Origin of the sequence: Micromonospora palythoicola (assembly GCF_036689795.1) — a bacterium.
GTDB classification, from domain to species: Bacteria; Actinomycetota; Actinomycetes; order Mycobacteriales; family Micromonosporaceae; genus Micromonospora; species Micromonospora palythoicola.
The window spans coordinates 20995-47101 of the sequence record NZ_JBAGKI010000020.1 but is presented as its reverse complement, the minus strand read 5'-3'; the positions used below and the strand labels follow the sequence as shown (position 1 = coordinate 47101).

General features: G+C 71.8%; 27 protein-coding genes and 1 pseudogene. 5 read left to right on the top strand and 23 right to left on the bottom strand.

The window, feature by feature from the left end:
• Positions 1-23 precede the first annotated feature (23 nt).
• Entirely contained in the window at positions 24-1223 is a 1200-nt protein-coding gene (locus tag V5O40_RS11915) for an ABC transporter substrate-binding protein (RefSeq protein ID WP_332905487.1), read from the bottom strand.
• Between the two features lie 77 nt (positions 1224-1300).
• Complete coding sequence (locus V5O40_RS11910) at positions 1301-2098, bottom strand: alpha/beta hydrolase family protein (RefSeq protein ID WP_332905486.1); 798 nt, start codon at positions 2096-2098, stop codon at positions 1301-1303.
• A gap of 99 nt (positions 2099-2197) precedes the next feature.
• Between V5O40_RS11910 and V5O40_RS11905 the strand changes: the two genes are divergently transcribed.
• Positions 2198-2800 carry a bacterial proteasome activator family protein gene (locus V5O40_RS11905; protein ID WP_269742697.1) on the top strand — a complete coding sequence of 201 codons (603 nt, stop codon included), beginning with the start codon at positions 2198-2200 and terminating at the stop codon, positions 2798-2800.
• A 48-nt stretch (positions 2801-2848) separates the two neighbouring features.
• On the opposite strand, the gene V5O40_RS11900 is transcribed toward V5O40_RS11905, so the two are convergent.
• The 3 genes from V5O40_RS11900 to V5O40_RS11890 form a co-directional block, all read right to left on the bottom strand.
• The gene (locus tag V5O40_RS11900; RefSeq protein ID WP_332905485.1) at positions 2849-3661 is read right to left on the bottom strand and encodes an HAD family hydrolase; all 813 of its coding nucleotides are present in this window, start codon (positions 3659-3661) and stop codon (positions 2849-2851) included.
• Entirely contained in the window at positions 3661-4482 is an 822-nt protein-coding gene (locus V5O40_RS11895; protein WP_269740607.1) for an HAD family hydrolase, read from the bottom strand. The genes V5O40_RS11900 and V5O40_RS11895 overlap by 1 nt, the downstream gene beginning before the upstream one ends.
• A 176-nt stretch (positions 4483-4658) precedes the next feature.
• Positions 4659-5372 (bottom strand): hypothetical protein, encoded by a 714-nt coding sequence (locus V5O40_RS11890; RefSeq protein WP_332905484.1) that lies wholly within the window; start codon positions 5370-5372, stop codon positions 4659-4661.
• Between the two features lie 156 nt (positions 5373-5528).
• On the opposite strand from V5O40_RS11890, the gene V5O40_RS11885 reads away from it, so the two are divergent.
• The 3 genes from V5O40_RS11885 (at position 5529) to V5O40_RS11875 (ending at position 7212) form a co-directional block, all read left to right on the top strand.
• Complete coding sequence (locus V5O40_RS11885) at positions 5529-5960, top strand: OsmC family protein (protein ID WP_332905483.1); 432 nt, start codon at positions 5529-5531, stop codon at positions 5958-5960.
• A 123-nt stretch (positions 5961-6083) separates the two neighbouring features.
• Entirely contained in the window at positions 6084-6428 is a 345-nt protein-coding gene (locus V5O40_RS11880) for a metallopeptidase family protein (protein WP_332905523.1), read from the top strand.
• Between the two features lie 67 nt (positions 6429-6495).
• The gene (locus V5O40_RS11875) at positions 6496-7212 is read left to right on the top strand and encodes an AIM24 family protein (protein ID WP_164448827.1); all 717 of its coding nucleotides are present in this window, start codon (positions 6496-6498) and stop codon (positions 7210-7212) included.
• A gap of 75 nt (positions 7213-7287) precedes the next feature.
• Here the strand turns inward: V5O40_RS11875 and pheA are convergent, their stop codons facing one another.
• The 4 genes from pheA to V5O40_RS11855 all read right to left on the bottom strand — a co-directional run bounded on the left by pheA (position 7288) and on the right by V5O40_RS11855 (position 10358).
• The gene (gene pheA, locus V5O40_RS11870; protein ID WP_332905482.1) at positions 7288-8244 is read right to left on the bottom strand and encodes a prephenate dehydratase; all 957 of its coding nucleotides are present in this window, start codon (positions 8242-8244) and stop codon (positions 7288-7290) included.
• Between the two features lie 9 nt (positions 8245-8253).
• Complete coding sequence (locus tag V5O40_RS11865; RefSeq protein WP_332905481.1) at positions 8254-8946, bottom strand: hypothetical protein; 693 nt, start codon at positions 8944-8946, stop codon at positions 8254-8256.
• Between the two features lie 46 nt (positions 8947-8992).
• Positions 8993-9451, bottom strand: a complete 459-nt coding sequence (locus V5O40_RS11860) for a PAS domain-containing protein (RefSeq protein ID WP_332905480.1) — start codon at positions 9449-9451, stop codon at positions 8993-8995.
• 166 nt (positions 9452-9617) lie between these two features.
• Positions 9618-10358, bottom strand: a complete 741-nt coding sequence (locus V5O40_RS11855; protein ID WP_332905479.1) for a hypothetical protein — start codon at positions 10356-10358, stop codon at positions 9618-9620.
• Between the two features lie 163 nt (positions 10359-10521).
• Here V5O40_RS11855 and V5O40_RS11850 point away from each other — a divergent pair, with 163 nt between their 5' ends.
• Positions 10522-11742 (top strand): arginine deiminase, encoded by a 1221-nt coding sequence (locus tag V5O40_RS11850; RefSeq protein WP_332905478.1) that lies wholly within the window; start codon positions 10522-10524, stop codon positions 11740-11742.
• Between the two features lie 12 nt (positions 11743-11754).
• Here V5O40_RS11850 and V5O40_RS11845 read toward each other — a convergent pair whose 3' ends face one another.
• From V5O40_RS11845 to V5O40_RS11780, 14 genes and pseudogenes are all read right to left on the bottom strand, one after another.
• Positions 11755-12639 carry a DUF5926 family protein gene (locus tag V5O40_RS11845; RefSeq protein WP_332905477.1) on the bottom strand — a complete coding sequence of 295 codons (885 nt, stop codon included), beginning with the start codon at positions 12637-12639 and terminating at the stop codon, positions 11755-11757.
• 81 nt (positions 12640-12720) lie between these two features.
• Complete coding sequence (locus V5O40_RS11840; RefSeq protein ID WP_269742698.1) at positions 12721-13134, bottom strand: ATP-binding protein; 414 nt, start codon at positions 13132-13134, stop codon at positions 12721-12723.
• 65 nt (positions 13135-13199) lie between these two features.
• Positions 13200-14657: a sensor histidine kinase gene (locus V5O40_RS11835; protein ID WP_332905476.1), complete on the bottom strand. Its 1458-nt coding sequence runs from the start codon at positions 14655-14657 to the stop codon at positions 13200-13202.
• Between the two features lie 53 nt (positions 14658-14710).
• A complete protein-coding gene (locus V5O40_RS11830) occupies positions 14711-15502 on the bottom strand; it encodes a glycerophosphodiester phosphodiesterase (RefSeq protein WP_332905475.1) in 792 nt (263 codons plus the stop codon).
• A 10-nt stretch (positions 15503-15512) separates the two neighbouring features.
• Entirely contained in the window at positions 15513-15848 is a 336-nt protein-coding gene (locus V5O40_RS11825; protein ID WP_332905474.1) for a rhodanese-like domain-containing protein, read from the bottom strand.
• Positions 15849-15927: 79 nt separating this feature from the next.
• Entirely contained in the window at positions 15928-16893 is a 966-nt protein-coding gene (locus tag V5O40_RS11820) for an LCP family protein (protein ID WP_456299389.1), read from the bottom strand.
• A 169-nt stretch (positions 16894-17062) separates the two neighbouring features.
• Positions 17063-18247 carry an LCP family protein gene (locus V5O40_RS11815; RefSeq protein ID WP_332905473.1) on the bottom strand — a complete coding sequence of 395 codons (1185 nt, stop codon included), beginning with the start codon at positions 18245-18247 and terminating at the stop codon, positions 17063-17065.
• 173 nt (positions 18248-18420) lie between these two features.
• The gene (locus tag V5O40_RS11810) at positions 18421-19647 is read right to left on the bottom strand and encodes an LCP family protein (RefSeq protein WP_332905472.1); all 1227 of its coding nucleotides are present in this window, start codon (positions 19645-19647) and stop codon (positions 18421-18423) included.
• Positions 19648-19712: 65 nt separating this feature from the next.
• Positions 19713-20687: an NAD-dependent epimerase/dehydratase family protein gene (locus V5O40_RS11805; protein ID WP_332905471.1), complete on the bottom strand. Its 975-nt coding sequence runs from the start codon at positions 20685-20687 to the stop codon at positions 19713-19715.
• A 45-nt stretch (positions 20688-20732) separates the two neighbouring features.
• Positions 20733-21263, bottom strand: a pseudogene (locus tag V5O40_RS11800) (flavin reductase family protein); the annotation flags it as partial.
• A 109-nt stretch (positions 21264-21372) separates the two neighbouring features.
• Positions 21373-23064: an ABC transporter permease gene (locus V5O40_RS11795; protein WP_332905469.1), complete on the bottom strand. Its 1692-nt coding sequence runs from the start codon at positions 23062-23064 to the stop codon at positions 21373-21375.
• The gene (locus V5O40_RS11790; RefSeq protein ID WP_332905468.1) at positions 23049-23813 is read right to left on the bottom strand and encodes an ABC transporter ATP-binding protein; all 765 of its coding nucleotides are present in this window, start codon (positions 23811-23813) and stop codon (positions 23049-23051) included. Before V5O40_RS11790 ends, V5O40_RS11795 begins: the two co-directional genes overlap by 16 nt.
• Positions 23814-23917: 104 nt before the next feature.
• On the bottom strand, positions 23918-25558 hold the full coding sequence (locus V5O40_RS11785) for a sodium/solute symporter (RefSeq protein WP_332905467.1): 1641 nt from the start codon (positions 25556-25558) through the stop codon (positions 23918-23920).
• A 1-nt stretch (position 25559) separates the two neighbouring features.
• Entirely contained in the window at positions 25560-26006 is a 447-nt protein-coding gene (locus V5O40_RS11780; RefSeq protein ID WP_332905466.1) for a DUF485 domain-containing protein, read from the bottom strand.
• Positions 26007-26107 lie beyond the last annotated feature (101 nt).

The following is a 26107-nucleotide window of genomic DNA, read 5'->3' as shown; positions in this document are numbered from 1 at the left end:
CGGCCTCGTTTCCGTCGCACCAGTCAGCCGAGCGTGGCCAACTCGTTGACCAGCACGTTCGACACCACCTGGCCGTCGCGCTGCACCTCGCGCAGGTACCACTTCTGCTGCGGCGTGCGCGGCTGGTTGAACTGCCAGGCACCGCGTGGACTGTCGATCTGCCCGATCCGCCCCAGCGCGAGGTTCACCTGCTGCGGGGTGGGCGCCTCGCCGGCGAGACGGATCGCCTGGTCGAGCACCTTGGCCGCGTCGTACGAGGCCATCGCGTACGTGGTCGGCGAGGTGTTGTGCTTTTTGCGGTAGGCCGATGCGAACCGGCGGTTGGCGGCGTTGTTGAGGTCGGCGGAGTAGTTCAACGCGGTGCGGATGCCGAGTGCGTCGCTCGTCGGGCGGATGTCCTCCAGCACCGAGCCTTCGGTGAGGAAACCGGGGGCGTAGATCCGGCCCCGGAACCCGGCGTCGCGCAGCTGCATGATGAACTCCACCGCCGCCGTGCCGGAGTAGAAGCAGAAGACGACCGACGGGTTACCGACCAGCGCGCGGTTGATGTCCGAGACGTAGGCGGTCCTGCTGGGACTGCTGTCGCCGGAGGTCCAGACCACCGGGGAGGCGATCCGGGGGTCGGATTCGCCGAACTCCTCACGGAACCCCCGGAGCACGTCCTCGACGCCGAGAACCCCTTCCGGCAGGATCGTGGCGACCCGGTCGGTGGCGGCGAGCTCGTCCTTCAGGTAGCGACCGAGCGCCCGGCCCGCCTCGTCGAGCACGTACGAGGTACGCCAGATGTACACGACGCTCTGCAGGCTCGGCGGGGAGGCGTTGGAACCGATCAACGGAACCCGGGCCTGCTCCACGATGTCCCGGATCCCGAACATGACCGCCGAGCTGGCGACCCCGGTCAGGGCGAGCACGCCTTGCTTGAGCAGCCCCTCGACGGCGGCCTGTCCGGACTTGACGTCGTCGCCTTCGTCGGCCGTGATCAGGTCGACCGGGTGACCGCCGAGCTGCCTGTCGTTCAGGTCCAGGTACAGCTCGAAGCCGTTGCCGAGTTCGTCGCCGACGGCCTTGCCCGCACCCGACTGTGGCGCGATGAGCCCGATCTTGATCGGGCTCGCTGAGCTGGCGGCCTCGGGCTCGGCGTCGGAGCCGCACCCGGCGACGAGTCCGCTCGTACCGATCGCGGCCAGCAGCTGGAGTGCCCGCCTGCGGTTCATCTGCGACACCGGGTTCCCTTCGAATGTGTTGCCGGGCGCATCCGCCCCTTCGGCGTTCTACCTGCTCGGCGACGCTGCGTCAATGGCTAGTGATCTTCGTGCAGAGACCGCAACGCGGCGGTAACTTCCGGCCATGCCGACGAGTCGGGGGCGATAAGACCGAAATGTTCGCAATCTGGTAGCTCAATCAGGCCGATATCGGCCCCCGCGGCGCGGGCGGAAGCCACGTAACTTCGAGAGAGGTCGATGGGGACCTGCTGATCCAGCGTGCCGTGCATCACTACCGTGCGTGGCCGCAGGGGAACCAGGGATCGTGGATCCGTCGTCGCGTACCGCTCCGGCACGTCGGCCGGGCCGCCGCCGAGCAGCGCGGCCACCGCACCGGCGTCCAGGTCCAGCCGGTACGCCTCGGCCAGGTCGGCGACCGGGGCGAGGGCCAGCACCCCGCCGACGGCACCGGGTGCGTGGGCCGCCGCGTACAACGCGAGGTGCCCGCCGGCCGAGTGACCGAGCAGCAGCGGGGGCGTCGAGGCGATCCGGTCCGACAGTGCGGCCTCGGCCAACCGGGGCAGCGCGGAGACTCCGGCCAGCACATCGGTGAGGGTGCCGGGCCAGCCACCACCGGGCTGCCCGGTCCGCCGGTACTCCAACTGGGCCACCGGATAGCCGATCGCGGCCAGTGCGCTCGCCAGCGGCCCGGTGTGCCGCCGGTCGTACTCCGCACGCCAGAAACCACCGTGCACCACCACCACCAGCGGCCGGGGCGGCCCGGAGCCGGCCGGGTGGCGCAGATCGGCGATCTGGTCCGGATGGTCGCCGTAGGCGACGGTGACGTCCGGTTCGGGCGCGGGGCGAGTCAGCACCGCCCGGGGATCGGAGGGCATCGGGCGACGGTAGCGCGCTTCACGACCAGCCGGGGAATGGGTGCCCGACCGGGACCGAGCAGCGGGCCGGCGGGCAGGGCGGGGGGCGACTGGGTAAAGATGGAGGGCATGACCGAAGCGCGCTCCGCTGGACAGAACGACGAGCCCGACCGGGACGGTGCCGGGCGGTCCGGAACCGTGGTGGTGGTCGGACCGGACGGCCGGCCCGTCGGCACCGTGCAGACCGAGGACGGACCCGGCGAGGATCCGTCGCGCCTGGTCGAACAGCCGGCCAAGGTGATGCGGATCGGCAGCATGATCAAGCAGCTGTTGGAGGAGGTCAAGGCCGCTCCCCTGGACGACGCCAGCCGACACCGGATGCGGGAGATCCACCAACGGTCGATCGTCGAGCTGAAGGAGGGACTCGCCCCCGAGCTGCGCGAGGAGCTGGAACGGATCTCGCTGCCGTTCTCCGAGGACCAGGCACCGAGTGAGGGCGAGCTGCGAATCGCCCACGCCCAGCTGGTCGGCTGGCTGGAGGGACTGTTCCACGGCATCCAGGCAGCGCTGGTCGCGCAGCAGATGGCGGCCCGGGTGCAACTGGAGCAGATGCGCTCCGGCCGGCAGGCGCTGCCCAGCGGACCGGCCGGGGCGATGCTGCCCGGGATGCCCGGCATGGGTCAGCCGAGTGGCGAAGGACACAGCACCGGCCAGTACCTCTGACCACCGTCCCGGTGCGGCAACGCTCGCCGCGCGTCGCACCGGGACGACTCACCGCACCCCGAAGACCTTCTCCAGGTACGCGGCCACCCCGTCCGACGAGTTCGCCGGGGCGACCTCGTCGGCGATCGCCAGCACGTCCGGGTGCGCGTTCCCGACCGCGACGGCGCGTCCCGCCCAGGTGAGCATCGGCAGGTCGTTGGGCATGTCGCCGAACGCCAGCACCTCCGGCGCCGCGACGCCGATGCGGTGGCAGTACCAGGCCAGGCCGGCGGCCTTCGTGACCCCCGCCGCCGAGATCTCCACCAGCCCGGAGTGCGAGGAGTGGGTGGCCTCGGCGAGCCCGGCGAGGGCGGCGGCGACCAGTCGGGTGAAGCGGTCCGGGTCCTGCTCACCGGCCCGCGCGAGCAGTTTGACCGCCGGCACCGACAACAGCTCCTCGGCGGTCTGCACGGCCCGGATCGCCTCGTCGTCGGCGTCCCACCGCAACGGGTAGTGCGCCTCGTGACGCATCTCCCGACCGTCGACGATCTCCACGGCCAGGCTCACCCCGGGTATTTCGGCCCGCAGACGGCGGACCACCTCGGCGAGCAGGTCCGGGGCCAGCGGGTCGGCCCGCAGCACCTCGTCGGTGGTCGGGTCGTAGACCACCGCGCCGTTGGCGCAGACCGCCGGCAACGGCGCGGCCAGCTGGTCGTACACCAGCCGGAGCCAGCGGATCGGCCGGCCGGTGACCAGCACGACCGGCGTGCCCTGGTCGGAGATCCGGGCCAGCACCGCGGCGGTGCGGGCGCTGAGGGTGCGGTCGTCGCGCAGGAGTGTCCCGTCGATGTCGGTGGCGACCAGCTGCGGCGTGGAATCCATCACCGGGACAGTAGCCGGTCGAGATAGATCGCCACTCCGTCGTCGTCGTTGCGCAGGGTGATCTCGTCGGCGACCGCGCGCAGGCTCGGGTGGGCGTTGGCCACGGCCACCCGCCCCCAGCCGGCCCACTCGAACATCGGCAGGTCGTTCGGCATGTCACCGAAGACCAGCACGTCCGCCGGGTCCACGCCGAGGGTCTGCGCGATGACACTGAGCCCGGAGGCCTTGTCCACCCCGGGTGGGCAGATCTCGATGAAGCCCAGGCCCGCCTGGGTGAGGGTGGCGAGGTGCGGCGGGACGATCTCGCGGGCGGTGGCCAGCAGCTCGTCCACGTGGTGATCGGCGGTACGCGCGAACGCCTTGATCACGTCACCGGCGAGGCACTCGGCGCGGCTGCGCACCTCGAACGCGTCCTGGTAGGGCCAGGCGGGGTGGTAGTCACCCCAGAGCGGGGCGTCGTGCTCGTCGGACGCCTCGACCATGACCGTCAGCGGTCCGACCGCGGCCTCCAGTTCGGCCAGCAGGACGGCCAGCACCTCGCTGGAGAGGCGTTCGTCACGGAGCACCACCGGTCCGTCCGGGTCGCTCTGGTCGACCACCCGGCCACCGCCCGCCAGCACGAGGAAATCGGCGGCGCGGATGTCGTTACGGGTCAGTTCGGTGAGCCGGGGGCCGCGACCGGTGGCGCCGACCACCGGGATACCGGCGGCGCGTACCCGGTCGAGGACCTCGTGGGTGAAGGCCGACACGGTGTCGTCGCTGCGGACGAGCGTCCCGTCGAGGTCGGTGGCGATCAGCTTGGGCAGGCCCGGGCGGGTCATCGTTCCTCCTTCGCCCGCCGCCGTCGCGACCAGCCGTTCACCTCGTCGATTGGCGACCCGGCGTGACGGCGGGCAGCAACCGTACCTCGCGAGAACGGTCGCAACCATGGCTTCCAGGCGAATCGGGTGCCAACGGGCGACGCACCGGAGATGACCTCTCGACCAGGGCCGGAGGGTCAGTCGGGCGGTGCCTCCCGGGCGAAGGGCACCGTCGGTGTGACGGTGATGTCCGCAGGCGGGCGGTCACCCTCCGGCTCCGCGTCCGCCGGCGTCCGGCGGCGGCGACGGCGCGCCCCGTCCACCCCTGGCTGGGCTTCGGCCGCTGCGGGTGAGGCCCGCAGGAGCGCGGCGGCGAACAGCCCGACGGCGACGAAGGCGACGATCAGGCCGCGGCCGTACTCGACGTCCACGGTCATTTCCGGGTTCAGGTACATCCCCCGTCCCAGGGTGTCGTCGAGCGCCGTCGCGGTCGTCGCCAGCAGCGCGAGCACACCCGCGGCGAGGGCCAGTCCGGCCACCCGGGCATTCGCCCGGACGGACTCCGTGCCGCGCACCGCGAGCGCCACCGTGGCACCGAGCGCGAGCAGCCCGACCAGGTACGCCGAGCCCAGCCCGACGTCGGAGACGCCGCTTGTCACCTGGAGCGGGGTCGCCGGGTCCGGTCCGCCGTTGGGGATGGTGAGCGTCGACCACTCGCCCAGCAGCGAGGCCAGGGCTGCCGCCGCACCGAGCCCGGCGAGCAGCACCGGCACCCGGTGGTCCCCGCCGAGGCCACCGAGAGCCCGCCGGAACCGGCCGGTCGCCGGCGACTCGTCCTCCGCACCCCACTCGATGACGCTGGCACCGTCGGAGCGGTCGTCCTGACGGGGAATGGGGAGGTCGTGGGTCATCACTCACCCTCTCCTGGTGGCCGGGGCGCCGCGCGTCCGCCGCGCTGCGGGGTCCGGGTCGCATCATGACACAGCCGGGACGCGACGCCGAGGAACGACCACGTGGCCATCGGCGGTCGGTCGCCTGCCGGCCGCCGGTGGACTAGCGTCAGGCGCATGCCTATTCGTACCGCTTCCGCACGCTGGCAGGGCAACCTCACCGAGGGGTCCGGCACCGTCCGCACCGGCAAGGGCGGGCTGGAGGGGAACTACTCCTTCAAGTCCCGTTTCGAGGAGGGTGAGGGCACCAACCCCGAGGAACTGATCGGTGCCGCACACGCCGGCTGCTTCTCGATGGCCTTCTCCAAGGCGCTGGCCGACGCCGGCACGACGCCCACCTCCGTCGAGACCACCGCGAAGGTTCACCTCGACAAGACCGACGCCGGCATGACCGTGACCCGGATCGAGCTGGACACCGTCGGCGAGGTGCCCGGCATCGACGAGGCGCAGTTCGCCAAGCTGGCCGAGACCGCCAAGCAGAACTGCCCGATCTCCCGCCTGCTCTCGCCCGGCGCCGAGATCACCCTCACCGCCCGCCTCACCTCCTGACCAACCCCTCCCATTCCTCGTCGATCTTGCACTTTCGGTCTCCGTTACGCGGCTTCTGTGCCGGTTCGCGGCGACCGGAAGTGCAAGATCGCGGGTGGGGTGGGGAAGAATGGGGGCGTGGCGGTGGAGATGGGGCGGGAGCGGTTCGAGGAGCTCGTGGGGGAGGCGCTCGACGAGGTTCCGGAGGAACTGCTGGCGCTGATGAACAACGTGGTGATCCTGGTCGAGGACGACCCGCCGCCCGGGGAGGATCTGCTCGGCCTGTACGAGGGACACGCGTTGACCGAGCGCGGCTGGGACTACGCGGGCGTACTGCCGGACCGGATCCTCATCTACCGCAATCCGATCCTGCGCATCTGTGACAGCGACGAGGACGTGGTCGACGAGGTGGCCGTCACGGTGGTGCACGAGATCGCCCACCACTTCGGCATCGACGACGCTCGCCTGCACGAGCTGGGCTGGGGCTGAGGGCCGCCGCCGGGGTTGCGGGCCGGCCCTACCGTCTCGGCCAGGTACGGCGAGTACGGGAGGAACCATGCGCAGCGAGCTGTTCTCGGCGGCGAATCTGGAGCAGGAGTCGACGCAACCCGGCATGCGGTTGCAGAACTCCAAGATGTTGAAGATCGAACTCGACGGTGAGGCGATGGCCCGGGTCGGCTCGATGGTGGCCTACCAGGGGCAGGTGCAGTTTCAGGCGCTCGGCTCCGGCGGACTGGGCAACTTCATCAAGCAGAAGCTCACCGGTGAGGGCGTACCGCTGATGAAACTCACCGGACGCGGCGACGTCTTCCTCGCCGACTTCGCCAAGGATGTGCACGTCATCGACCTGGAGCCGGGCGACGCCCTGTCCATCAACGGCTCGAGCGTGCTCGCCTTCGACGCCACCCTCCGCTATGACATCAAGATGGTCGGCGGGGCCGGCATGGCCTCGTCCGGCCTGTTCAACTGCGTCTTCACCGGGCACGGCAGGATCGCCGTCACCACCCGGGGGACGCCGGTCGTCCTCAACGTCGACGCGCCCACCTACGTCGACCCGCAGGCCGCCGTCTGCTGGTCGGCGAGCCTGCAGACCGGCTACCACCGGGCCGACCAGCTCGGGCTCGGCACGTTGCTCGGCCGCACCACCGGTGAGGCGTACACGATGAGCTTCGCCGGTCACGGCTTCGTCGTCGTCCAGCCCTCCGAGGAGCCACCGATCATGGGCAGCGGCCAACAGGACCAGGGCGGAGTGCTCGGCGGCCTGTTCCGGTAGCCGGTCCTGGCGGCGCTCACGCCTGCCGGCACAGCCAGGCCCGGCTGCGCCGGCTGGCGGCGCGCGCCGGGCCGCTCAGGTCAGCTCGCCCGCGCGTAGCCGGGCGAGCCAGGCCGCGGCGTCGGTGTAGTCCGCATCGGAAAGGCCTGCCGGTGCGGCCACCGGCCGTTCCCTGGTCGACGCGTCCCAGCGGTGTCGGGGATACGAGCCGAGGAAGCGTACGTCGGCGCAGATCCGGCGCAGCCCCTGCAACGCCTCGCCCATCCGCACGTCGGCGACGTGACCGGTGCAGTCGAGGAAGAAGACGTACCGGCCGAGCGCCTCGCCCGTGGGCCGGGACTCGATCCGGGTCAGGTTGACCCCGCGGACGGCCAGCTCCGTCAGCACGGACAGCAGCGCGCCAACCCGGTCGTGCGCGATGTAGACGGCGAGCGACGTCACGTCGTCGCCGGTGGGCGGCGGAGGTGGCCCGGGCCGCGACAACAGCGCGAAGCGGGTCACCGCGTCCGGATGGTCAGCGATCTTGTCAGCCAGGACGACGAGCCGGTGTCGGGTAGCGCCGATGGGGGCGCAGATGGCCGCGTCGAACTCACCGTTGGCCGCGCCGGCCGCCGCCGCACCGTTGGACAGCACGTCCACCACGACCGCGTCCGGCAGGTGCGCACGCAGCCAACCTCGGCACTGGGTGGACGCCTGCGGGTGGGCGGCGACGCTGCGCACCGACGGCAGCGGGGTTCCCGCGCGGGCCCCGAGTACGAACTCGACCGGCAGGATCACTTCCCGGGTGATGACCAGCGGCTCGCCCTCGGCCAACTCGTCGAGGGTGACCCCGACCGCGCCGCCGATCGAATTCTCCAGGGGCACCAGAGCCGCGTCGGCCTCGGCGGCGCGGACCGCCTCCAGCGCCTCACCGACGCTGCGGGCCGGCGTGCGGCTGCCCCGCTCGGCGGCCGGCACGGTACGCAATGCCTGCTCGGCGAAGGTGCCCTCGGGGCCGAGGTAGACGAAACGGGTCGGCGGTGTTCCCGGCATGTGCTCAGCCTACGCACCCGGAGTCGGCGACGAGCCCGACGGCGTGGGTGACGGGGTCGACGGCGTCGGCGACGGCGGCGGGACCGGCACCGCAACGCCGCCGCCGTCACTGCCACAGGCCAGCGCCTGGATGCCGGGCGGACTGGCGACCCGTACCTCGGCCGTGCACACGTCGGTGCCGGCGGTCACCAGCCGCAGCGTTCCGGCCCGGTCCCGGGTGACCACCTGGAGCGGCTCGTAGCCGGCCACGTCGAGCGTGGTCAGGTGCCAGTCGGCGGCACACAACGGACCCTTGCTGACGCTGACCCGGGCGCTGCCGGGCAACAGCCCACGCCGACCTCGCACCAACTCGATGATCCGTTTCGCGGACGGTTCCCTGGTGCAGGCCACCGCGACCAACCCGGGGTCGGCCGACGGGATGGTCGGAACGGCACCGGGAAGTACGCCGAATGACGGGGTGGCGGGGCTGGTCGGGCTGCTCGGTGTCCGGGTGGGCGCCAGGGTCGGCAGGCCGCTGTCGCCGACCTCCGGGGGCGCGCCGCATCCGACGGTCAGCACCGCGGCCAGCATGGCGACACCGACCAGTCGGCGGTGGCGCCGGCCGGGGCGGAGGGCCACGTGGGCACCGGAACGGAAGCCGGTGGTCGGCCGGCCGGGGGTGGCGTGGGGCGGCGAGGTGGGCGGCACGGGGGTGGTCCTCATCACGGGAGACACGGACTGGCGGGGCCGAGCCCATGGTAGGAGGAAGTCAGACCTCGGAGAAGAACGTGAGGGAGCCGGCCACCGCGCCGTCGGCGAGCACGGGGGTGGAGATCGCGTCCACCGTCGCGTCCGGTACGTCCTCCGTCGCCGCCTCGATCCGGAGCAGACCACGGGCCAGCCGGCCGGAGGTGAGCGCCAGCAGCGGCGGTATCTTGTCGATCTCGGGCTCGGCCAACTCGCCCCGGTAGGCGGTGAAGTCGAGCAGCCGCAGCCCGCCGTCGAGCAGCGGCAGACCGATCACGTCCTCCGGTGCGCCCAGTTGGAGCAGCTCACAACCGGCGGCGGAGACGGCCAGCACCCGGGTCTCGGCGTCGATCAGCAGGCAGGGCTCGTGGGCGCTGGAGACCGTGGCCGACCAGCGGCTGATGTTGTCGCACTCAGGCTCTGTCGGTGTCCCCCCGGAGGGCGCGAACACTTCCGACAGCGAGAGTTCGACGTGGGCCACCGAGCCTCCTATGCACACCGACGATGCGTCCACGCTAGCCGGTCGCGGCAGCGACCGCCGACCGCGTCGGGCGTACGGTTGCGTCGGTGTCGATCAGTGCCCGGTCGGCGACGGCGCGGGCCGGCAGGAGCTGGGCCGCCCCGGCAGCGTGGCGTCGCCGCTGACGTTACCGGCGGCCGGCCGGCTTGTCAGCGGCCATTCGGCCGTCCTCGTACCACCGGTAGTCGGCCGCCGGTGGGTGGCCACCGTTGCCCCAGGTCCCGGGGTGCTGCGCGACCCGGGAGAGCTTCTCGGCGGTGGCCGGGCTGATCCGGTTCCCGCCGGCCACCAGCAGTCGGTCGAGTTCGCGGTGGGTCGCCATCAGGCAGTCCTTGGGCAGGCCGTAGACGCTGATCACCCCGGATCCCACGAAGGTGAGCACCGGGGTCACCGGGATCGGATGGCCGACGGCGGCGGTCAGCGCCTTGCTCGCCCGCCGGGCGTCGCGGCGGGCCTCGGCCACGTACGGCGGGCGCTTGCCGTTGATCTGCACCACGTCACCGGCGACCAGAACGCGGGCGCGGCCGTGGTCGGCGATGGTGACGGCGAAGAGCCCACTCGGGCCGATGGCCAGGAACCCGGCCCGGTTGTCCGCGGGGTCGTCGAGCAGGACGTCGACCGCGTCGGTGCGGGGCCAGTCGATGACGTGCCAGGCCGGCCCGAGATGGTCGAGCTGGCCGAGTGCGCGGGCGCCGGCCGCCTCCAGCCGACGCGCGCCGCGCTCCGCCCGACGGCGGCGGGCCCACTCCAATGGGGACGGGCGAGGAGTCGCGACCACCCCGGGAGACTCGACCCGGGGGTGCGGTACCGCCACTGGCGGGAGCGCCCTGGCGGACGGTACGGCTCGACGTGCGGGGAAGACAGTCATCGCGACCTCCGGCAAAAGGTCCCTCGAAGTTACGTTCTCACTACCCTACGTTGCCAGTCCCGGTGGTCGGCAAGCCGGAGCGCCGGAATGACTGTGGATGAATGCCATATTCACCCACGGTTGTTTTACCGGATACCGCCAAACCCTGCCCTACGCTGCGGGGGTGAGCCACTACGTGGACAGTGAAGTCGGCCGGCTCGGCACCGTCCTGTTGCACCGGCCGGGGCCGGAACTCGCCCGGCTCACCCCGCGCAACAACGATTCGTTGCTCTTCGACGCGATCCCGTGGGTGGGGCGGGCACAGGAGGAGCACGACGCCTTCGCGGCGGCCCTGCGGGAACGCGGCGTCGAGGTGCTCTACCTCACCGACCTGCTCACCGAGACGCTGGCCGTGCCGGACGCGCGGAACGAGCTGACCGAAGAGGTGCTCGACTCGCCCCGGCTCGGCGACACCCTGCGCGCCCGGGTCGCCGCGCACCTGGCGTACCTCGATCCGGCCGCGCTGGCCGGCGTCCTCGTGGCCGGACTGGCCCACGAGGAGTTGCGGGTCGGCCGGGACCGTCGAGGTGGCCTCGTCTACACCCTGATGGACCGACACGACTTCATCATCGACCCGCTGCCCAACCTGCTGTTCACCCGTGACTCGTCACTGTGGATCGGTGACCGGGTCGGCGTGACGAGCCTGGCGATGCCCGCCCGGCGGCGGGAGACCACGCTCACCGATGCCATCTACCGGCACCACCCCCGGTTCGCCGGCACCGAGTTCGTCTACCGGCCGGGCCTGGAGCCACTGGAAGGCGGTGACGTGCTGCTGCTGGCACCCGGGGTGCTGGCCGTCGGTGTCGGCGAGCGGACGACTCCCGCCGGTGCCGAGCGCCTCGCGCGGCGGGTCTTCGCGGCCGGGCTGGCGCACACCATCCTGGTCGTACCGATCGCCCAGGAACGGGCCACCATGCACCTGGACACGATCTGCACGATGGTCGACACCGACGCGGTGCTGATGTATCCGAACGTGGCCAGCACCCTGTCGGCGTACACCGTCATCGCCGGCGCCGACGGCGAGGACCCGCGGGTGGACGGACCGTCGCCGTTCCTGCGGGCCGCCGCCGACGCGATGGACCTGGATCGGCTCCGGGTGATCGACACCGGGCTCGACCCGGTGACCGCCGAACGGGAACAGTGGGACGACGGCAACAACACCCTGGCCCTCGCGCCCCGACTCTGCGTCGGTTACGAGCGCAACGTCGAGACCAACGCCCAGTTGGAGCGGGCCGGCATCGAACTCATCCCGATCGCCGGCTCGGAGCTGGGCTCGGGGCGTGGTGGCCCCCGTTGCATGTCCTGCCCGATGCTGCGGGAGCGGAGCCCGGTCCGGTCCGGTTGACCGGCGGGTGGCTCAGCGCAGGGTGAGTTGGCGGCCGAGCAGCCCCTGCCGGGACCGGCGGGCGTCGGCGTCGAGCGGGCCGGTCTCGGACAGGGCGTCGGCGTACCGCTTGGCGAAGTCGGCGACCGGCTGCTCCCAGTCACCCGCCGGAGTGTCCTCGGGCAGGTCCCAGACCGGCACGAGCCGCCCGTGCGCCCGGAACATGCCGGCGAACCGGGTCGCCTCGCCGAGGGTCAGCGAGCCGGCCGCGCCGAGCCGGGCCAGCGCGTCCAGGGCGGCCTCCTCGGCCTCCGGCAGCACCCAGCGGACGTGGGCCTTCTCCGACACCCGGCACCAGTACGCGGCACGCGCGGCGGCCAGTCGCTGCGTCGGATAGATCGCCGCGTTCGCCCGCTCCAGGGAGGCGCGCACGTTCGGATCCTCGGCGGCCTCGGGAGCCAGCCAGAACTCGAAGCCCTCGTGCAGGCTGATCTCCAACGGGCCGTCGACCAGGATGTCCTGCAACCGGGGACCCGGGCCGGGCAACGGTGGCACCGCGACCTGTGCACCCGGGGCGGTACGCAGTGCGCAGAGCAGCGACTCGGCCAGGTCGCGCGAGACGTCCCCGGACTGGAGATGACGCTGCAGCCCGATGAAGATGTGGCCGTCGTCCCGGCTCATCGCGGGGGCGGCCATCGGCAGCACGGTGGCCAGGGTGACCGGCCGGTCGCCGTGCTCGTCGACGAGTGCCGGGACCAGCCGCAGGGGCGCGGAGGCGGCCGGCACCAGCTCCCGCAGGGCGATCCACTCGGGCTCGTCGACCAGCCCCTCGAAGGGCCGGGGAACGAAGACGTCCCGGATCCGTTCCCGCTTGCCGGAGGCGGTGGCCGCCCGCTGGTTCTTTCGACGCTTGCTCACGGCGACACAGCCTAGAGCCCTCCGGCGGCCGGTGGGGGCCGGACCCGCCTGCGCGCCGCGACGACGGGTCGACCCACCGGTTCAGCCGGTCGTCACCAGCGCCGGCCGGTCGCCGACCGGATCGAAGTCGGCCCAGACGCTCTGACCGAGCCCGTCGCGTTCCACACCCCAGCTGGTCGCCAGGCCGGAGACGATGTGCAGGCCGCGCCCGTCGGCCGCGTCCGGATCGGGTGGGCGGATCCGTGGGCCACTCGCGGCCCCGCCGTCCGTGACTCGCAGTCGCAGCTGCGGCCCCTCGGGCGGGTAGCGCAGCCGCCAGGCGACCCGGACCACGCCGCCCGGCAGCGGGTCGGCATGCCGGACCGCGTTGCCGACCAGCTCAGCCAGGACCGCCACCAGATCCGCGAGCATCGCCGGGGAGACGGCTCCGGCCAGCTCGGCGGCGAGCCGGTGCCGGGCGATCCGCGCCCCACTGGGATGGTGCGGCACCACCACGCACCACGCCCGTTCGACAGCTGTCGTCGCCACCTCTGCCCTCTTTCGCCCCGTGACCCCCACTGTCACCTGCGGGGCAGCCGCACCTCTGCGACGGTACCCCCACCACTTCTCGGACGAAGGAATACCCAGCCATTCTGTTGTTCAACGATCCGGCGGACCAGATAGAGGCCGAGACCGGTGCCGGGATAGCGACGCCGGTCACCGGAGTCGCCCTGCCAGAACCGGTCGAAGGCCCGTTCCACGTGCTCCGGGCGTACGCCGATGCCCCGGTCGGCGACCCGGAAACAGACCGTCTGGCCGTCCGCACCGGCGGCGACGTCGATCGGGGAGTCGGGTGGGGAGTACTTGCCGGCGTTGGTGACGAGTTCGGTGAGCACGGTGGCCAGGCTCTGCCGATGCCCGATCGCTCTGGGTAGTTCGACCGGCACCTCGAGGGTGGTCCGGCGACGCAGGTCCGCGGGCAGGTCGGCGATCGCGACCCGGAGCGTCTCGGTCAGGTCGAAGGGGGCCGGTGGCCCGTCGCCCGGCCACGCCTCGGCCGCGGACGAGAGCAGCCGGTCGAGCAGCCGGGCCAGCTCGTTGGCCCGCTGGCCGATGACCCGGGCCGCCTGCCGCCGGTCGGTCTCGCTCAGCGACTCCCAGTGGTCGGTGAGGGTGTCCGCGTAGCCCTTGATGACGGTGACCGGGGTACGCAGTTCGTGGCTGGTGACCGCGACGAACAGATCCCGCTCGTGGTCGTGCCGCTGCTGGTCGGTGGTGTCGCGGAAGGTGACCACCCGCAGGGCGCCGGGGCCCGGCAGCTCCCCGGAGGTGATCCGCAACCAGCGTCCGCTCGGCAGTCGGTGATCAAGAACCTGCCCCGACGGCGGCAGCGGGAAAGGTAGCGGTTGGTTCATCGCCTCTGCCGTGGACCGGCCGGTCACCTGCGCGGCGGCTGGATTCCAGAGTCGTACCTGGGCGTCCCGGTCGACCACGGCCAGGCCGTCGGCGAGCGCCGCGACCACCGGTCCGTCGCCGTGCACGGGCAGGCCGCTCTGGTCGCCGTACATGTGGGCGATGCAGGAGCCGAGGTATCCGACCACGCCGCGTTCCTCGGCCGTGGGTTCCTCGTCGCCGGCGAGGTAGAGGGCGTGCAGGCTGCCGACGGTGTGGCCACCGATCTCGGCCCGGGAGACGACCATCCGTCGCAGGCCGCGCTCGGCCAGTTCGCCGGCGAGCGCGTTGCTGAACCGGTCGGTCCGTACGCACTGCACCCGGGGGCCGGCGAGCAGGCAGATGGTGACCGGATCGTTGGCGGGCAGCGGCCGGCCGACGGTCCACTCGGCGGCACCGGTGGCGGCGATCACCCGACCGCCGCTCGGCGCGAACTCCACGAACGCCATCCCGGCTGCCCCGAGCGCCGGCTGGGCCACCCGGAGCAGCTGGGTCAGCACCGGCAGACCCGCGTCACCGGAGTTGATCATCTCGATGACGGCGGTGTGCCCGGCGATCAGAGCCGAGTAGTCGGTGCGGTCCGGCATGACCCGAGTGTGCCTGCCGGCCGCGTTTCCGGGCACCCCCGGCCCGGCTGCGATTAGCGGCGCAGCCGGGCGAGAGTCTGCGCCGGACGGTCGGTGATCACGCCGTCCACCCCCGCTGCCAGCACCAGGTCGAGGTCGGCCGGTTCGTTCACGGTCCACACGTAGACCTGGTTGCCGGCCGCCCGCAGCGCCGGCACCAGGGCCGGGCGGGCGCGGACCAGCGCGATCCCCGGTCCGGCGATGCCGGCACCGAAGGGCAGCCGACCCATGGGCAACCAACGGGGCAGCACTTCCAGCAGGAGCACGGTCGGCAGCGCCGGAGCCAGCGCCCGGATCCGGCGCACCGCCAGCGGGGAGAAGGACATCACGGTGACCCGTACGGGTGCGTCCGGGCGTGGCTCGGCCAGCCCGTACCGGTGCAGCAGGGCAACCAGCCGCCGCTCCACGTTGCCGCCGTAGCGGGACGGATGTTTGGTCTCCACGAGCAGGCGGACCGGTCGGCCGGCGGCCAGCACCGCCTCCAGCAGCCGTTCGAGGGTGAGCAGCCGGGTGTGTGCGTCGTCGAGCACCTCGTCGCCGTTGGCCGGCACACCCCCGGGATGCCAGGAACCGAAGTCCAACTGCTCCAACTCGGCGAGCGTACGGGCGCTGACCAGACCGCGACCGTTGCTGGTCCGATCCAGCCGCCGGTCGTGTACGCAGACCAGGTGCCCGTCCCGGGTCAACCGGACATCACACTCCAGCCCGTCGGCGCCCTCGTCGAGGGCGCGTAGATAGGCGGCGAGGGTGTGCTCCGGCAGGTCGTACGAGGCGCCACGGTGGGCGAAGACGAGGGGGCCGGCCACGGTTCGTGTCCTACAGAACCCGGCCCGGCTGCCCGTCGGAGCCGACCACCGGTCGACCGGCCGCCGCCCAGTCGCCCATCCCTCCGGCGACGTTGCTCACCTGGTCCCAGCCGTTGCGCAGCAGATACGTCACCACCTGGGCGGATCGTCCGCCGGAACGGCAGATGACGGCCACGTCGCGGTCCGTCGGCACCTCGGCCAGGCGGGCGGGGAGTTCCATCATCGGCAGGTGGTGGGCGCCGGGGGCGTGGCCGGCGGCCCACTCGTCGTCCTCCCGGACGTCGAGCAGGTACGTCTGATCGTTGATCTCGGAAACGGTCACGGTGGGTATCTGAGGTCCGAACACGGGTACCAAGCCTAGAACCTCGCCGCGCGGCTGCCCGCGACCGCACGGCGGTCACCGTCCGCTCCCGGTCCGGTGCCGGTCAGAGCCGGGTCACCCAGCGCGGATGGGCGCCGGCCCACTCCGACATCCGGCTGCCGCGAACCGCCGCGAACAGCCCGTCACCCTCGTCGTCGAGCCGGACGTAGGACACCTGGTCGATCATCTGGGGGTAGGACGGCACCTGCACGCCCCGTAGTCCGTCGGTGGCCAGGCCGTGCAGGGCCAGCAACAGGTCCTCCACCGGCACACCGTTGGTGTCCACGGTCAGCGAGCTGCCGACGGCCCCGATCAGCCGGTGCAGCCGTACCGGGTCGGTGCGCAGCCGGGTCTCGCCGGCCTGTTCCAGCATCGCCCCCAGCAACTGCTGCTGATGGGTCTGCCGGTCGTAGTCGCCGCCCGGCAGGTCGTAGCGCTGGCGCACGTAGTCCAACGCCTGCGCGCCGTCCATCCGCTGGCAGCCCGGACGGAAGACCCGGTCGGTGTGGATCGACCGAACCTCGCCGCGTACGCACATCTCGACCCCGCCGAGCAGGTCGATGACGTTTCGCAGGCCGGCGAAGTCGACAAGGGCGGCACCGTCGAAGCGGATGCCGGTGAGTCGGGCCAGGGTGGCCGAGAGCAGGTGCGCACCGGGCTGGCCGCCGCCGCCGTACTCGTACGCCGTGTTGATCTTGTCTTCGCCGCCGGGATAGCCGCCGCCCGGCGGAATGGCCACCAGCAGGTCGCGCGGCACGGAGACCAGGTAGCCCTCGCGTAGCCCGGGCGGCACGTGCACGATCAGGATGGTGTCGGTGCGCTGCTCGGAGTCGGCGTCACCGGGACGCCGGTCCGAACCGACGAGCAGGTAGTTGAGCGGGCCGTCCAGGTCGGTGCGGTCGGCGCGGGCGCTCGGGTCGAGCAGCTCCGCCCGGGTCATCGTGCCTTCGTACCGGTTGGTGAGCACCCGCAGCCCGACCACGGCGAGCGTGGCCAGCAACAGCACCGTCAGCCCGACGCCGAGCAGCACGCGGGGCCATCGCGGTCGTCGGGCCGGCGCGCCCGGTGACCGCCTTCCGCTCGTACGCCCCGTCCCGGCCGTGACGTCCCTCCCGCAGACCTGACATGAATTCTTCTCACATCAGGTTACGGAAGTGTCACCGGGAGTGCCGGCGGTTCGGTCATCACGAGCCGGCCGGTCACTTCCGTGAGGAGATCACCTCGGGGTTGTAGAACACGAACTCGGCGAGCTTGTCCCTGCGAACCGCCTGGAACATGTCCAGGGTCTGCTCGCTCAGCGCCTCGGTGCCGTTGCCCTTGGCGTTGTACGTGCCGCCGTTGGTCTTCAGCATGATCAGCTCGTTGCCGGTCACCCCGCGCATGGTGAACACGAAGTCCTCCACCGGCACCCCACCGGTGTCCAGGATGAACGCCTTGCCGGCCGCCTTGATCAGCTGGTTCAGCTTGACCGGGTTGGTGAGGCTGCCGTTCTGGGTGGCCTTCTTCGCCATCGCCTTGATCAGCTGCTGCTGGTTCTGCTGGCGGTCGTAGTCGCTGTTCTTGAGGCCGTACCGCTGGCGGGAGAAGTCCAGGGCCGCCCACCCCTCCATCTCCTGGCAGCCCTTCTTGTGCACCACCGGGGTGCGGGGCTTGCCGGTCTTCTTGGCGTCCGCGTTCCACATCGGCTCGCCGTCGACGTACGACATGTGGATCGAGGTGACCTCCTGCTTCGGGCAGATGCGCACCGAGCCGAGTGCGTCGATCACCTTCTTGAAGCCGCCGAAGTTGATGATGGCGGCACCGTCGAAGCTGACCCCGGTCATGCCCTTGATGGTCTGCGCCATCAACTGGGCGCCGCCCTCCCAGCCGCCGCCGTTCTGGGCACCGGCCTGGAACGCGCCGTTGATCTTCCCGACGCCGCCCGGGTAACCGGTCTTCTCGAACGCCGGGATCCGCGCCTCGGTGTCCCGGGGAATCGAGATCAGGTACGCCTGGTCGTGGGTGGCCGGGATGTGCAGCACGATGATGCTGTCCGCGCGTACGTCGTCGGCCGCCCAGCGCTCCCGGGCGTCGACCCCGAGCAGCAGCATGTCGATCGGGCCCTTGAGGTCGGCCCCACCCTCCGCGGAGGTCTTGCCCGCGTCGCCGAGCAGGTTGCGCTGGGAGATGCTGCCGGTGGCCTGACTGATCACCGCCTTGCTGCCGACGATCGCCACACCGCTCGTCATCATCAGCGCGGCCCCGAAGACCACGGTGAGCCGGGCCCAGAGCGGATCCTTGCGCCGGGTGCGCTTCTTGCCGGACTTACCGGACCCGGCGTTGCGGGTGGGCGGGGCGGCGGACGCGCGCGGCGGCTCAAGCAGGGAGGGGCTGTGAACCGGCATGCGTGCTCCAGCTCGTGTACGCAGAAGGGGGCGGGAACACTTTACGTTCGCATTCCGGCGCTGGCGAGTTCACGTGGTGTCCAGTTCACGTTCTCTACCACGTCATCCTGCTGAAATGGCCGATCGTCCACAGCAAAGTAGACGATCGGCCGTTCCGGGCGTACCGGTCGTGATCAGCCGTTGCCGGTGGTCGACGGTTTGTTGGCCCGCATCCAGTCGGCCATCGTGTCCCCGGCCATCGCCCGGTACATGGTCAGCGCCTTCTCCCGGTCGGAGACGACCACCGACTCACCGTTGATGGTCTGGCTGCCCAGATGCGGGCTGGTGACGAAGGTCAGGTTCTCGCCGCGCAGATTGCGGAACTGCACCGCCATGTCGGTGAGCGAGAAGCCCTGGTCGACGGTTACCGCTTCGGTGACCGACTGGAGGAAGGCGTTGAGCTTCTTCGGGTTGGTGAGCGTGCCCGTGCTCGCCGCCTTGTCCATCAGCGCCCGGAGGAAATCCTGCTGGTGGCGCATCCGGGCGAAGTCGCCGTCCGGGAACTGCTTGCGTTGACGGATCCAGTCCAGGGCCTCGGCGCCGTTCATGTGGTTGGTGCCCTTGGTGAACTTCCGGTACGGCTTGTGGATCGAGGTGATGGTCTGTTCCACCTCCAGGTCCACCCCGCCGAGGGCGTCGGTGACCTGCTTGAACCCGGCGAAGTCGATGGCCATCACGTGATCGATGTGCACGTCGGTGAAGCACTCGACCGTGCGTACCGCCAGGGGTAGACCACCGAACGCGAACGCAGCGTTGATCTTGCGCCGTTGACCCGTCTCACATCCGGCACCGGCGCTCTCCGGGATCGGCACGTACAGGTCCCGGGGGATGGAGACGAGGTACGCCTGCTTGTGGTCGGCGGGGATGTGCATGACGATGATCGTGTCGGCCCGCCACTCGCCGGCCCGGTCCATCGGCGCGTCCGGATCCCGTGAGTCGGTGCCCACCATCAGGATGTTGAGCGCGCCGTTCACCGCCTTGGCCGGCCGGTCACCGGTGATCTCCGAGAACGGGTCGGTGCGGGCCATGTTGTTGTCCAGGCTGCGGGCGTAGAACCAGGCACCCGCGCCGGCGATCAGGGCCAGCACCAGCACGGCGACGCCGGCCACCAGCGCGATGCGGCGCCAGTGCGGTCGCCGCCGTCGCGGCGACGGACCGCCACCGGGCCCACCCGGACCCAGCGGACCGCGGGGTCCTCCCGGCCCGGCGGGTGGGACCGGCTCGTCGTCGTACGCCGGGTGCCACCGGGTGTCGGCCGGTCCGCCGGCCCGGCCCCCGCGTCCCGGGCCCGGCACTGCCGCCCGGCCGGCGCTGCGGTGCAGGTGAAGGGCCGGCAGGGCGGCGGAAATGGTCGCTGACATGTAACTCAATGTACGCAGCGCGAGCCAGTCTCGCCCCTACCGAGCGCTGCGCCGCCGGTGTCGGGCTACCCCAACCGCTGGCGGAAGTGTTCGATGGTGCGGCGCAGCCCCTCCTCGGGAGCGACCGTCGGCTCGTAGCCGAGCGCCTCCCGGGCCAGGGTGAGATCCGGCCGACGCATCTCCGGATCGTCGGCGCTGCGCGTGACATATGTCACCTCGGAGCGGCTGTCGCAGAGCGAGACGATCGTCTCGGCCAGCTCCCGCATGCTCATCTCGTGCTCGGTGCCGCAGTTCACCGGCCCGCTCTCGGTCGAGTCGAGCAGCAGCAGGATGCCCCGGACCAGGTCGGCGACGTAGCAGATGGAGCGGGTCTGGTTGCCGGTGCCGTGCACCGTGATCGGTTCGCCCCGCATCGCCTGCGAGATGAAGGTCGGGATGGCCCGCCCGTCGTCCGGCCGCATCCTCGGCCCGTAGGTGTTGAAGATCCGCACGATCGCGGTGTCCACGCCGCGACTGCGGCGGTACGCCATCGTCGCGGCCTCCGAGAAGCGCTTCGCCTCGTCGTAGACGCTGCGAATCCCGATCGGGTTGACGTTGCCCCAGTACGTCTCCCGCTGGGGGTGCTCCTTCGGGTCGCCGTACGCCTCCGAGGTGGAGGCCAGCAGGAACCGGGCGCCGTCGGCGGCGGCCCGCTCCAACAGGTGCAGGGTGGCCACCGAGCCGACCCGCAGGATCTCCACCGGCAGCTTCTCGAAGTCGGTCGGGCTGGCCGGCGAGGCCATGTGCAGGATCGCGTCGAACCGATCCGCCACCGCCGGATGGCTGGGCAGCCCGTCGGAGATGTCGGCCTCGACAAGCGTGAAGGTCGGCGTGTCGAGCAGGTGCGCGACGTTCTCCTTGGACCCGGTGACGAAGTTGTCGAGGGCGACGACTGTGCAACCGCGCTCGATCAGCGAATCCACCAGGTGCGACGGCACGAACCCGGCCCCGCCGGTGACCAGGATGCGGTGACCGGGACCGAAGCGCTGCTCAACCTTCATGAGTTGTCAGCCTAAAGGAGCGCGATGACAGCTCCGTCGGGACGGTCAGGCCAGTCCCCGGTAGCGGCCCCGGTGGTGCAGCAGCGGTTCCCCGTCGTCGGCCAGCTCCACCCGCTCGATGGTCGCCTCCACCAGCAGACCCCAGCCGTACTGCCGGGCAGCGTCGAGGCGGCAGCCGGCCCAGCCGCCCGCGTCGTCCGGCACCGGCCCGTACGGCGTGTCCAGCCAGGCGCCGATGGCGAAGAGACCGCCCGGCGAGGGGAACAGGCCGGCGAACCGGTCGGCGAGCTGCCGGTGCGACGGGCCGAGCGGGGCCACGGCGAAACAGCCGGCCTCCTCGACCGCCGCCCACAGCTCCGACTCGGCGTCCACCAGCCCGAGCAGCCGGCCCGGCTCACCCTCGGCGACCAGCGTCGACGACACCGTCAGGCCGGCCGGCCCGGGCGCCGTCCAGAGGGTCACCGGCGCGGCGAGCCGGCCCCGCAGCCGGCGTACGGGCGAACGATTCCCGGCCGGCGCGGCGAACGGGTCGGTGTGGTGGATCTGGGCACCCGGCTCATGATTCACGTGAAACATTGTGACCCGTCCGCCCGGTTCGACCGGCCCTGGCCGCGGCTTCGCGACATGCGGCATGTCGCGGTATCCGAAGAACGTGACACCGCACCACGCCGCGTCCGGTGCGGCCTCAGCGCCGCGGGGTGACCAGGGCGAGCAGTTCGGGCTGGCGGTGGTCCAGCACGTCGCCGGCCAGGTACGCGCCGAGCAGCGCCGCCCCGACGCCGTAGGCCACGCCCAGCGGCAGGCCCAGCCAGAGCCAGGCGTCGCCGAGCAGTGCCGCGGCGACCACCATCGGTGCGGCGAGCGCCCCGGTCGCCGCCATGGCCAGCAGGGTCAGCATGCCCTTGACCACCCCGGCTCCGCTGTTCATCGCGAACGGGTTGCTCGTCTCCGGCAGCGAGTACGCGCCCAGCACGGAGACGAACAAGTTGACCGCCAGCCCGGCACCGTAGGTGGCGACCAGTGCACCCGCCATGAATCCGATCCACGTCGGCTCACCGATCACCAGCGCGATCACCACGGCGACCACCGCCAGCATCGGCAGCACGTAGAGCGAGAACGCGGTGATCCGGGCGCGCAGCTCCAGCCGCCCCGGCACGCCGGCCACCACGTTCGCCGCGTACGCGCTGCCGTCGAAGCCGAACTGGTTGGCCAGCGTCACCGCGGCGAGCAGACCGACGAAGAGCATGGAGAGGCTGACCAGCACCGGTGAGGAGTCCCCGGCAGGGCTGAAACCCTGGTCGCTGTCGAAGGTGAAGCCCTGCCCACCGAAATTGACCATCACCGGCACGAAGAGGCCGACCACCGCGATGGTGATCAGGTTGGCGCGTCGTCGGGCGTCCCGCCACCAGTAGCGGGCCTCCCGGGAGACCAGGGCACCGAACCGGTCCCGGCGCAGCCAGCCGGCGGCCCGGGGGAAGAGCTGGGCCACCACGCCGCCGGTGACTCCGGGCCTTGCCCGGGTGGGTCCGGCGGTCGCCGCGCCCACCATCGCGGACTCCAGCGAGCGTGACCACCAGGCCAGCAGCGCGACGATCGTCACCACGGTGATCAACAGCTTCACGGGAGCGGCCCAGGCCCGGCCCTGCGCCACGTCGATACCCGCCGTCCACGGGGCACCGAGGGGGGTCCAGCCGATCACCGTCGCCACACCGGTGAGCCGGTCCCAGTCGGTGTCCTGGATCGCGGCCACGCCGGCGAGCTGCAACGGGCCGAGCGAGGCGGCGAGCACCGCGAGCAGGACGGCGGCCAGGTCGCGTACCCTGCGGGAGCGGAGCATGGAAGCGAACGCGCTGGTCACCGCTCGGGCACCGGCGACGCAGAGGAGCAGCCCGCAGAACACCCCGACGGCGGTGACCACGGCGGCCGACCAGCCGCCGAACACCCCGGCGGTGACCACCAGCCCGGAGAGGGCCAGCAGCGCGGCGACCGTGGGCACGCTCACCAGCGCCGCCGCGAACAGCCCGGTCACCAGGGTGCGTCGGGACAGCGGCAGCAGCGCGAAGCGGGCCGGGTCGAGGGTCTCGTCGACGCCGAAGAAGACCAGCGGCAGCAGCAGCCAACCGAGCACCATCAGCCCACCGGCGAACGCGGCGACCAGCAGGGCGTACCGGTCGTCGCCGGCCAGCCCGGGAGCGGCCAGGCCGAAGAAGGCACCGACCGCGAACCAGAGCCCGATCAGCGAGCCGACCAGGAACAGCGTCACCCGCCAGCCCTGACCGCGGAAGTTGTTGCCCATCACCCGCAGCTTGAGCCGGACGAAGTGACGCGCCGAGACCGGCCGCACCTGGCTCGCCGGTGCGGTCACCGGGACAGCCACGCCAACTCCTCACCGGTGGCGGTACGGCCGCCGACCACCTCGACGAAGACGTCCTCCAGCGAGCGGTCGCCGCGGACCTGCTCCAGCGTGCCGACCCGCTTGATGGTGCCGGCTGCGAGGATCGCCACGTGCGAGCAGAGCCGTTGCACGACCTCCATGACGTGGCTGGAGAAGACCACCGTCCCACCGCCGCCCACGTACCGCTTCAGGATGTCCCGGATCAGCGCCGCCGAGACCGGGTCGACCGCCTCGAACGGTTCGTCGAGCACGAGCACCCGGGGACCGTGCAACAACGCGCAGGCCAGACCGATCTTCTTCTTCATGCCGGCGGAGTAGTCGACCACCAGGGTCCGGCCGGCGTCGGCGAGGGCCAGCACGTCGAGCAGCTCCGCCGCCCGCTGGTCGACCACGGCCGGATCCATGCCGCGCAGCAGACCGTGATAGGCGAGCAACTCGGCTCCGCTGAGCCGGTCGAACAGGCGTACCCCGTCCGGCATGACGCCAAGCAACCGCTTCGCGGTGACCGGATCGGCCCACACGTCGTGGCCGAGCACCCACGCGCCGCCGGCGTCGGGACGTAGCAGCCCGACGGCCATCGACAGGGTCGTGGTCTTGCCGGCGCCGTTCGGGCCGAGCAGCCCGTAGAACGAGCCGGCCGGGACGTCGAGATCCACGCCGGCCACCGCGACCTTGCCGTCGAAGCTCTTGGCCAGGCCGCGCAGCGCCAGCGCCGGGTGCTCACCAGTCATGCGCCCGACCGTATCCCGTGCCGACCAGCCCGCCGCCCGACCGGAGGAGGATCCGCAGCTCATCCCCGAGTCGGACCACCGCCGCCCCGGTGCCGCGAGCGCCCTCAAGAGTTAAGTGCGTCGGGGGCGTGCAGCCGGAGCATGGTGCGGCCGATGTCGGCCGGGGCGCGACGGCGGGTGGCCAGCGATACCGCGATCATCACCGTGAAGGCCAGCGGCACCGTCCAGGCGGCCGGCTGGGCGATGAGGGTGGCCGGCCAGCCGGTCAGGGCCGGCCCGAGGACGGTGACCAGGACCGACGCCACGGCGGCCCCGCCGCCGACGAGGATCCCGGCGGCGGCGCCCGCGTCGGTGAGACCCCGCCACCAGATGCCGAGCACCAGCAGCGGGCAGAAACTGGACGCGGCGACCGCGAACGCCAGGCCCACCACCTGCGAGACGTCCAGACCGGAGACGTTGAGGGCGAGGACCGTCGGCACCACCCCGGCGATCACCGTGGCCAGCCGGAAGCCGCGCACCGAGCCCCGACCGAGCACGTCGGTGGAGATCACCCCCGCGACGCTGGTGAGCAGCCCGGACGAGGTGGACAGGAAGGCCGCGAACGCCCCGGCGGCGACCAGCGCCGCCAGTAGCCGACCGGTGGTCCCGGCACCGAGCGCCGCCTCGGGCAGCAGCACCACCACCGCGTCGGTCTGGCCGGTGACCAGCAGTTGCGGTGTGTAGATCCGGCCCAGTACGCCGTAGATGGTGGGCAGCAGGTAGAAGACCCCGACGAGGGCCAGGACCACCAGGGTGGTCCGCCGCGCGGCGGCCCCGTCGGGGTTGGTGTAGAAGCGGACCAGCACGTGCGGCAGCCCCATGGTGCCCAGGAAGGTGGCCAGGATCAGCGAGTACGTGCCGAACAGCCCCCGGTCGTCGGAACCGGCGTCGCTGGGCAGCAACCAGTCGGTGGCACCGTTGGCCACCCCGGAGACCTCGGGCACCGGTTCACCCTCGGCGAAGCTCAGTTCGTCGCCGGGGCGTACCTCCAGGGTCTGACCGTCGGAGAGGGTGAGCACGGCGCGCTGTTCGACCACGACGGTGGTCGCCGTGCGGAACGTCGCTCCCTCGGGCGGGGTCACCGCCGGGCGGCCGTCGGCCTGCCACTGCAAGGCGAGGAAGATCGCCGGTACGGCCAGCGCGGTCAGCTTGAGCCAGTACTGGAACGCCTGCACGAAGGTGACCGCCCGCATCCCACCCAGGGCCACGTTCGCGGTGACGACGGCGGCCACCACCAGCGCGCCGACCGGGTACGGCGACCCGGCCAGCGTGGCCAGCGTCAGACCGGCACCCTGGAGCTGCGGCACCAGGTAGAGCCAGCCGATGAAGATCACGAAGACGGTGGCCAGCGTCCGTAGCCGGCGGGACCCGAGCCGCAGCTCGCAGAAGTCGGGCAGGGTGAAGGCACCGGATCGACGCAGCGGCGCGGCAACGAACAGCAGCAGGGCCAGGTAGCCGGCGGCGAACCCGACCGGGTACCAGAGCACGTCCACGCCGTACTTGAGGATCAGCCCGGCGACGCCGAGGAAGCTCGCCGCCGACAGGTACTCGCCGCCGATCGCGGCGGCGTTCCAGGTGGGGCTGACCACCCGGGAGGCGACCAGGAAGTCGGAGGTGGTGCGGGCCAGCCGCAGCCCGTAGAAGCCGATGGCGACGGTGACCAGGGTGACCGCCACGATCGCCGGTACGACGAGATTGTTGCTCACGTCAGCGCTCCGGCCGCTGGACCAGGTCGGTGAAGTCCTGCTCGTTGCGCTCAGCCAGGCGGACGTACGTCCACCCGACGGCGACCAGGAACGGGAAGGAGAGCACCCCGAGCAGCAGCCACGGCAGGTTGACACCGAGCACGGTCATCCGGCCGACCGAGGGTGCGATGGCGAACAGCCAGGGCAGCCCGCCCAGCCCGACCATCACCACCGCCGACAGTTGCAGGGCCAGCGCCAGCTGAGCGCGGACCAGGCCGCGAACGAGGGCCTCACCGACCCGGGTCTGCTGGGTCAGTTCGGTGTGGGTGCCGGCGGGCCAGCGCGACCGGCGGGACACCTCGGCCAACACCACCCGGGTACGCGGCGGCGGCCCGGACCCGGCGGTCGCATCGGGAGGTCCGGCGGGGTCGGGTCGGCGGGGTGCCGGCGGTGCATCCTCGGCGGCCATCCCGGCAGTCTCGTCGGCCCGACGGGAATGTCAAGCGGCCTGTGGACAACGGTGTGGACAACCGGTCGGGCCTGTGGACAACTCGGTGGACAACGCCGCCG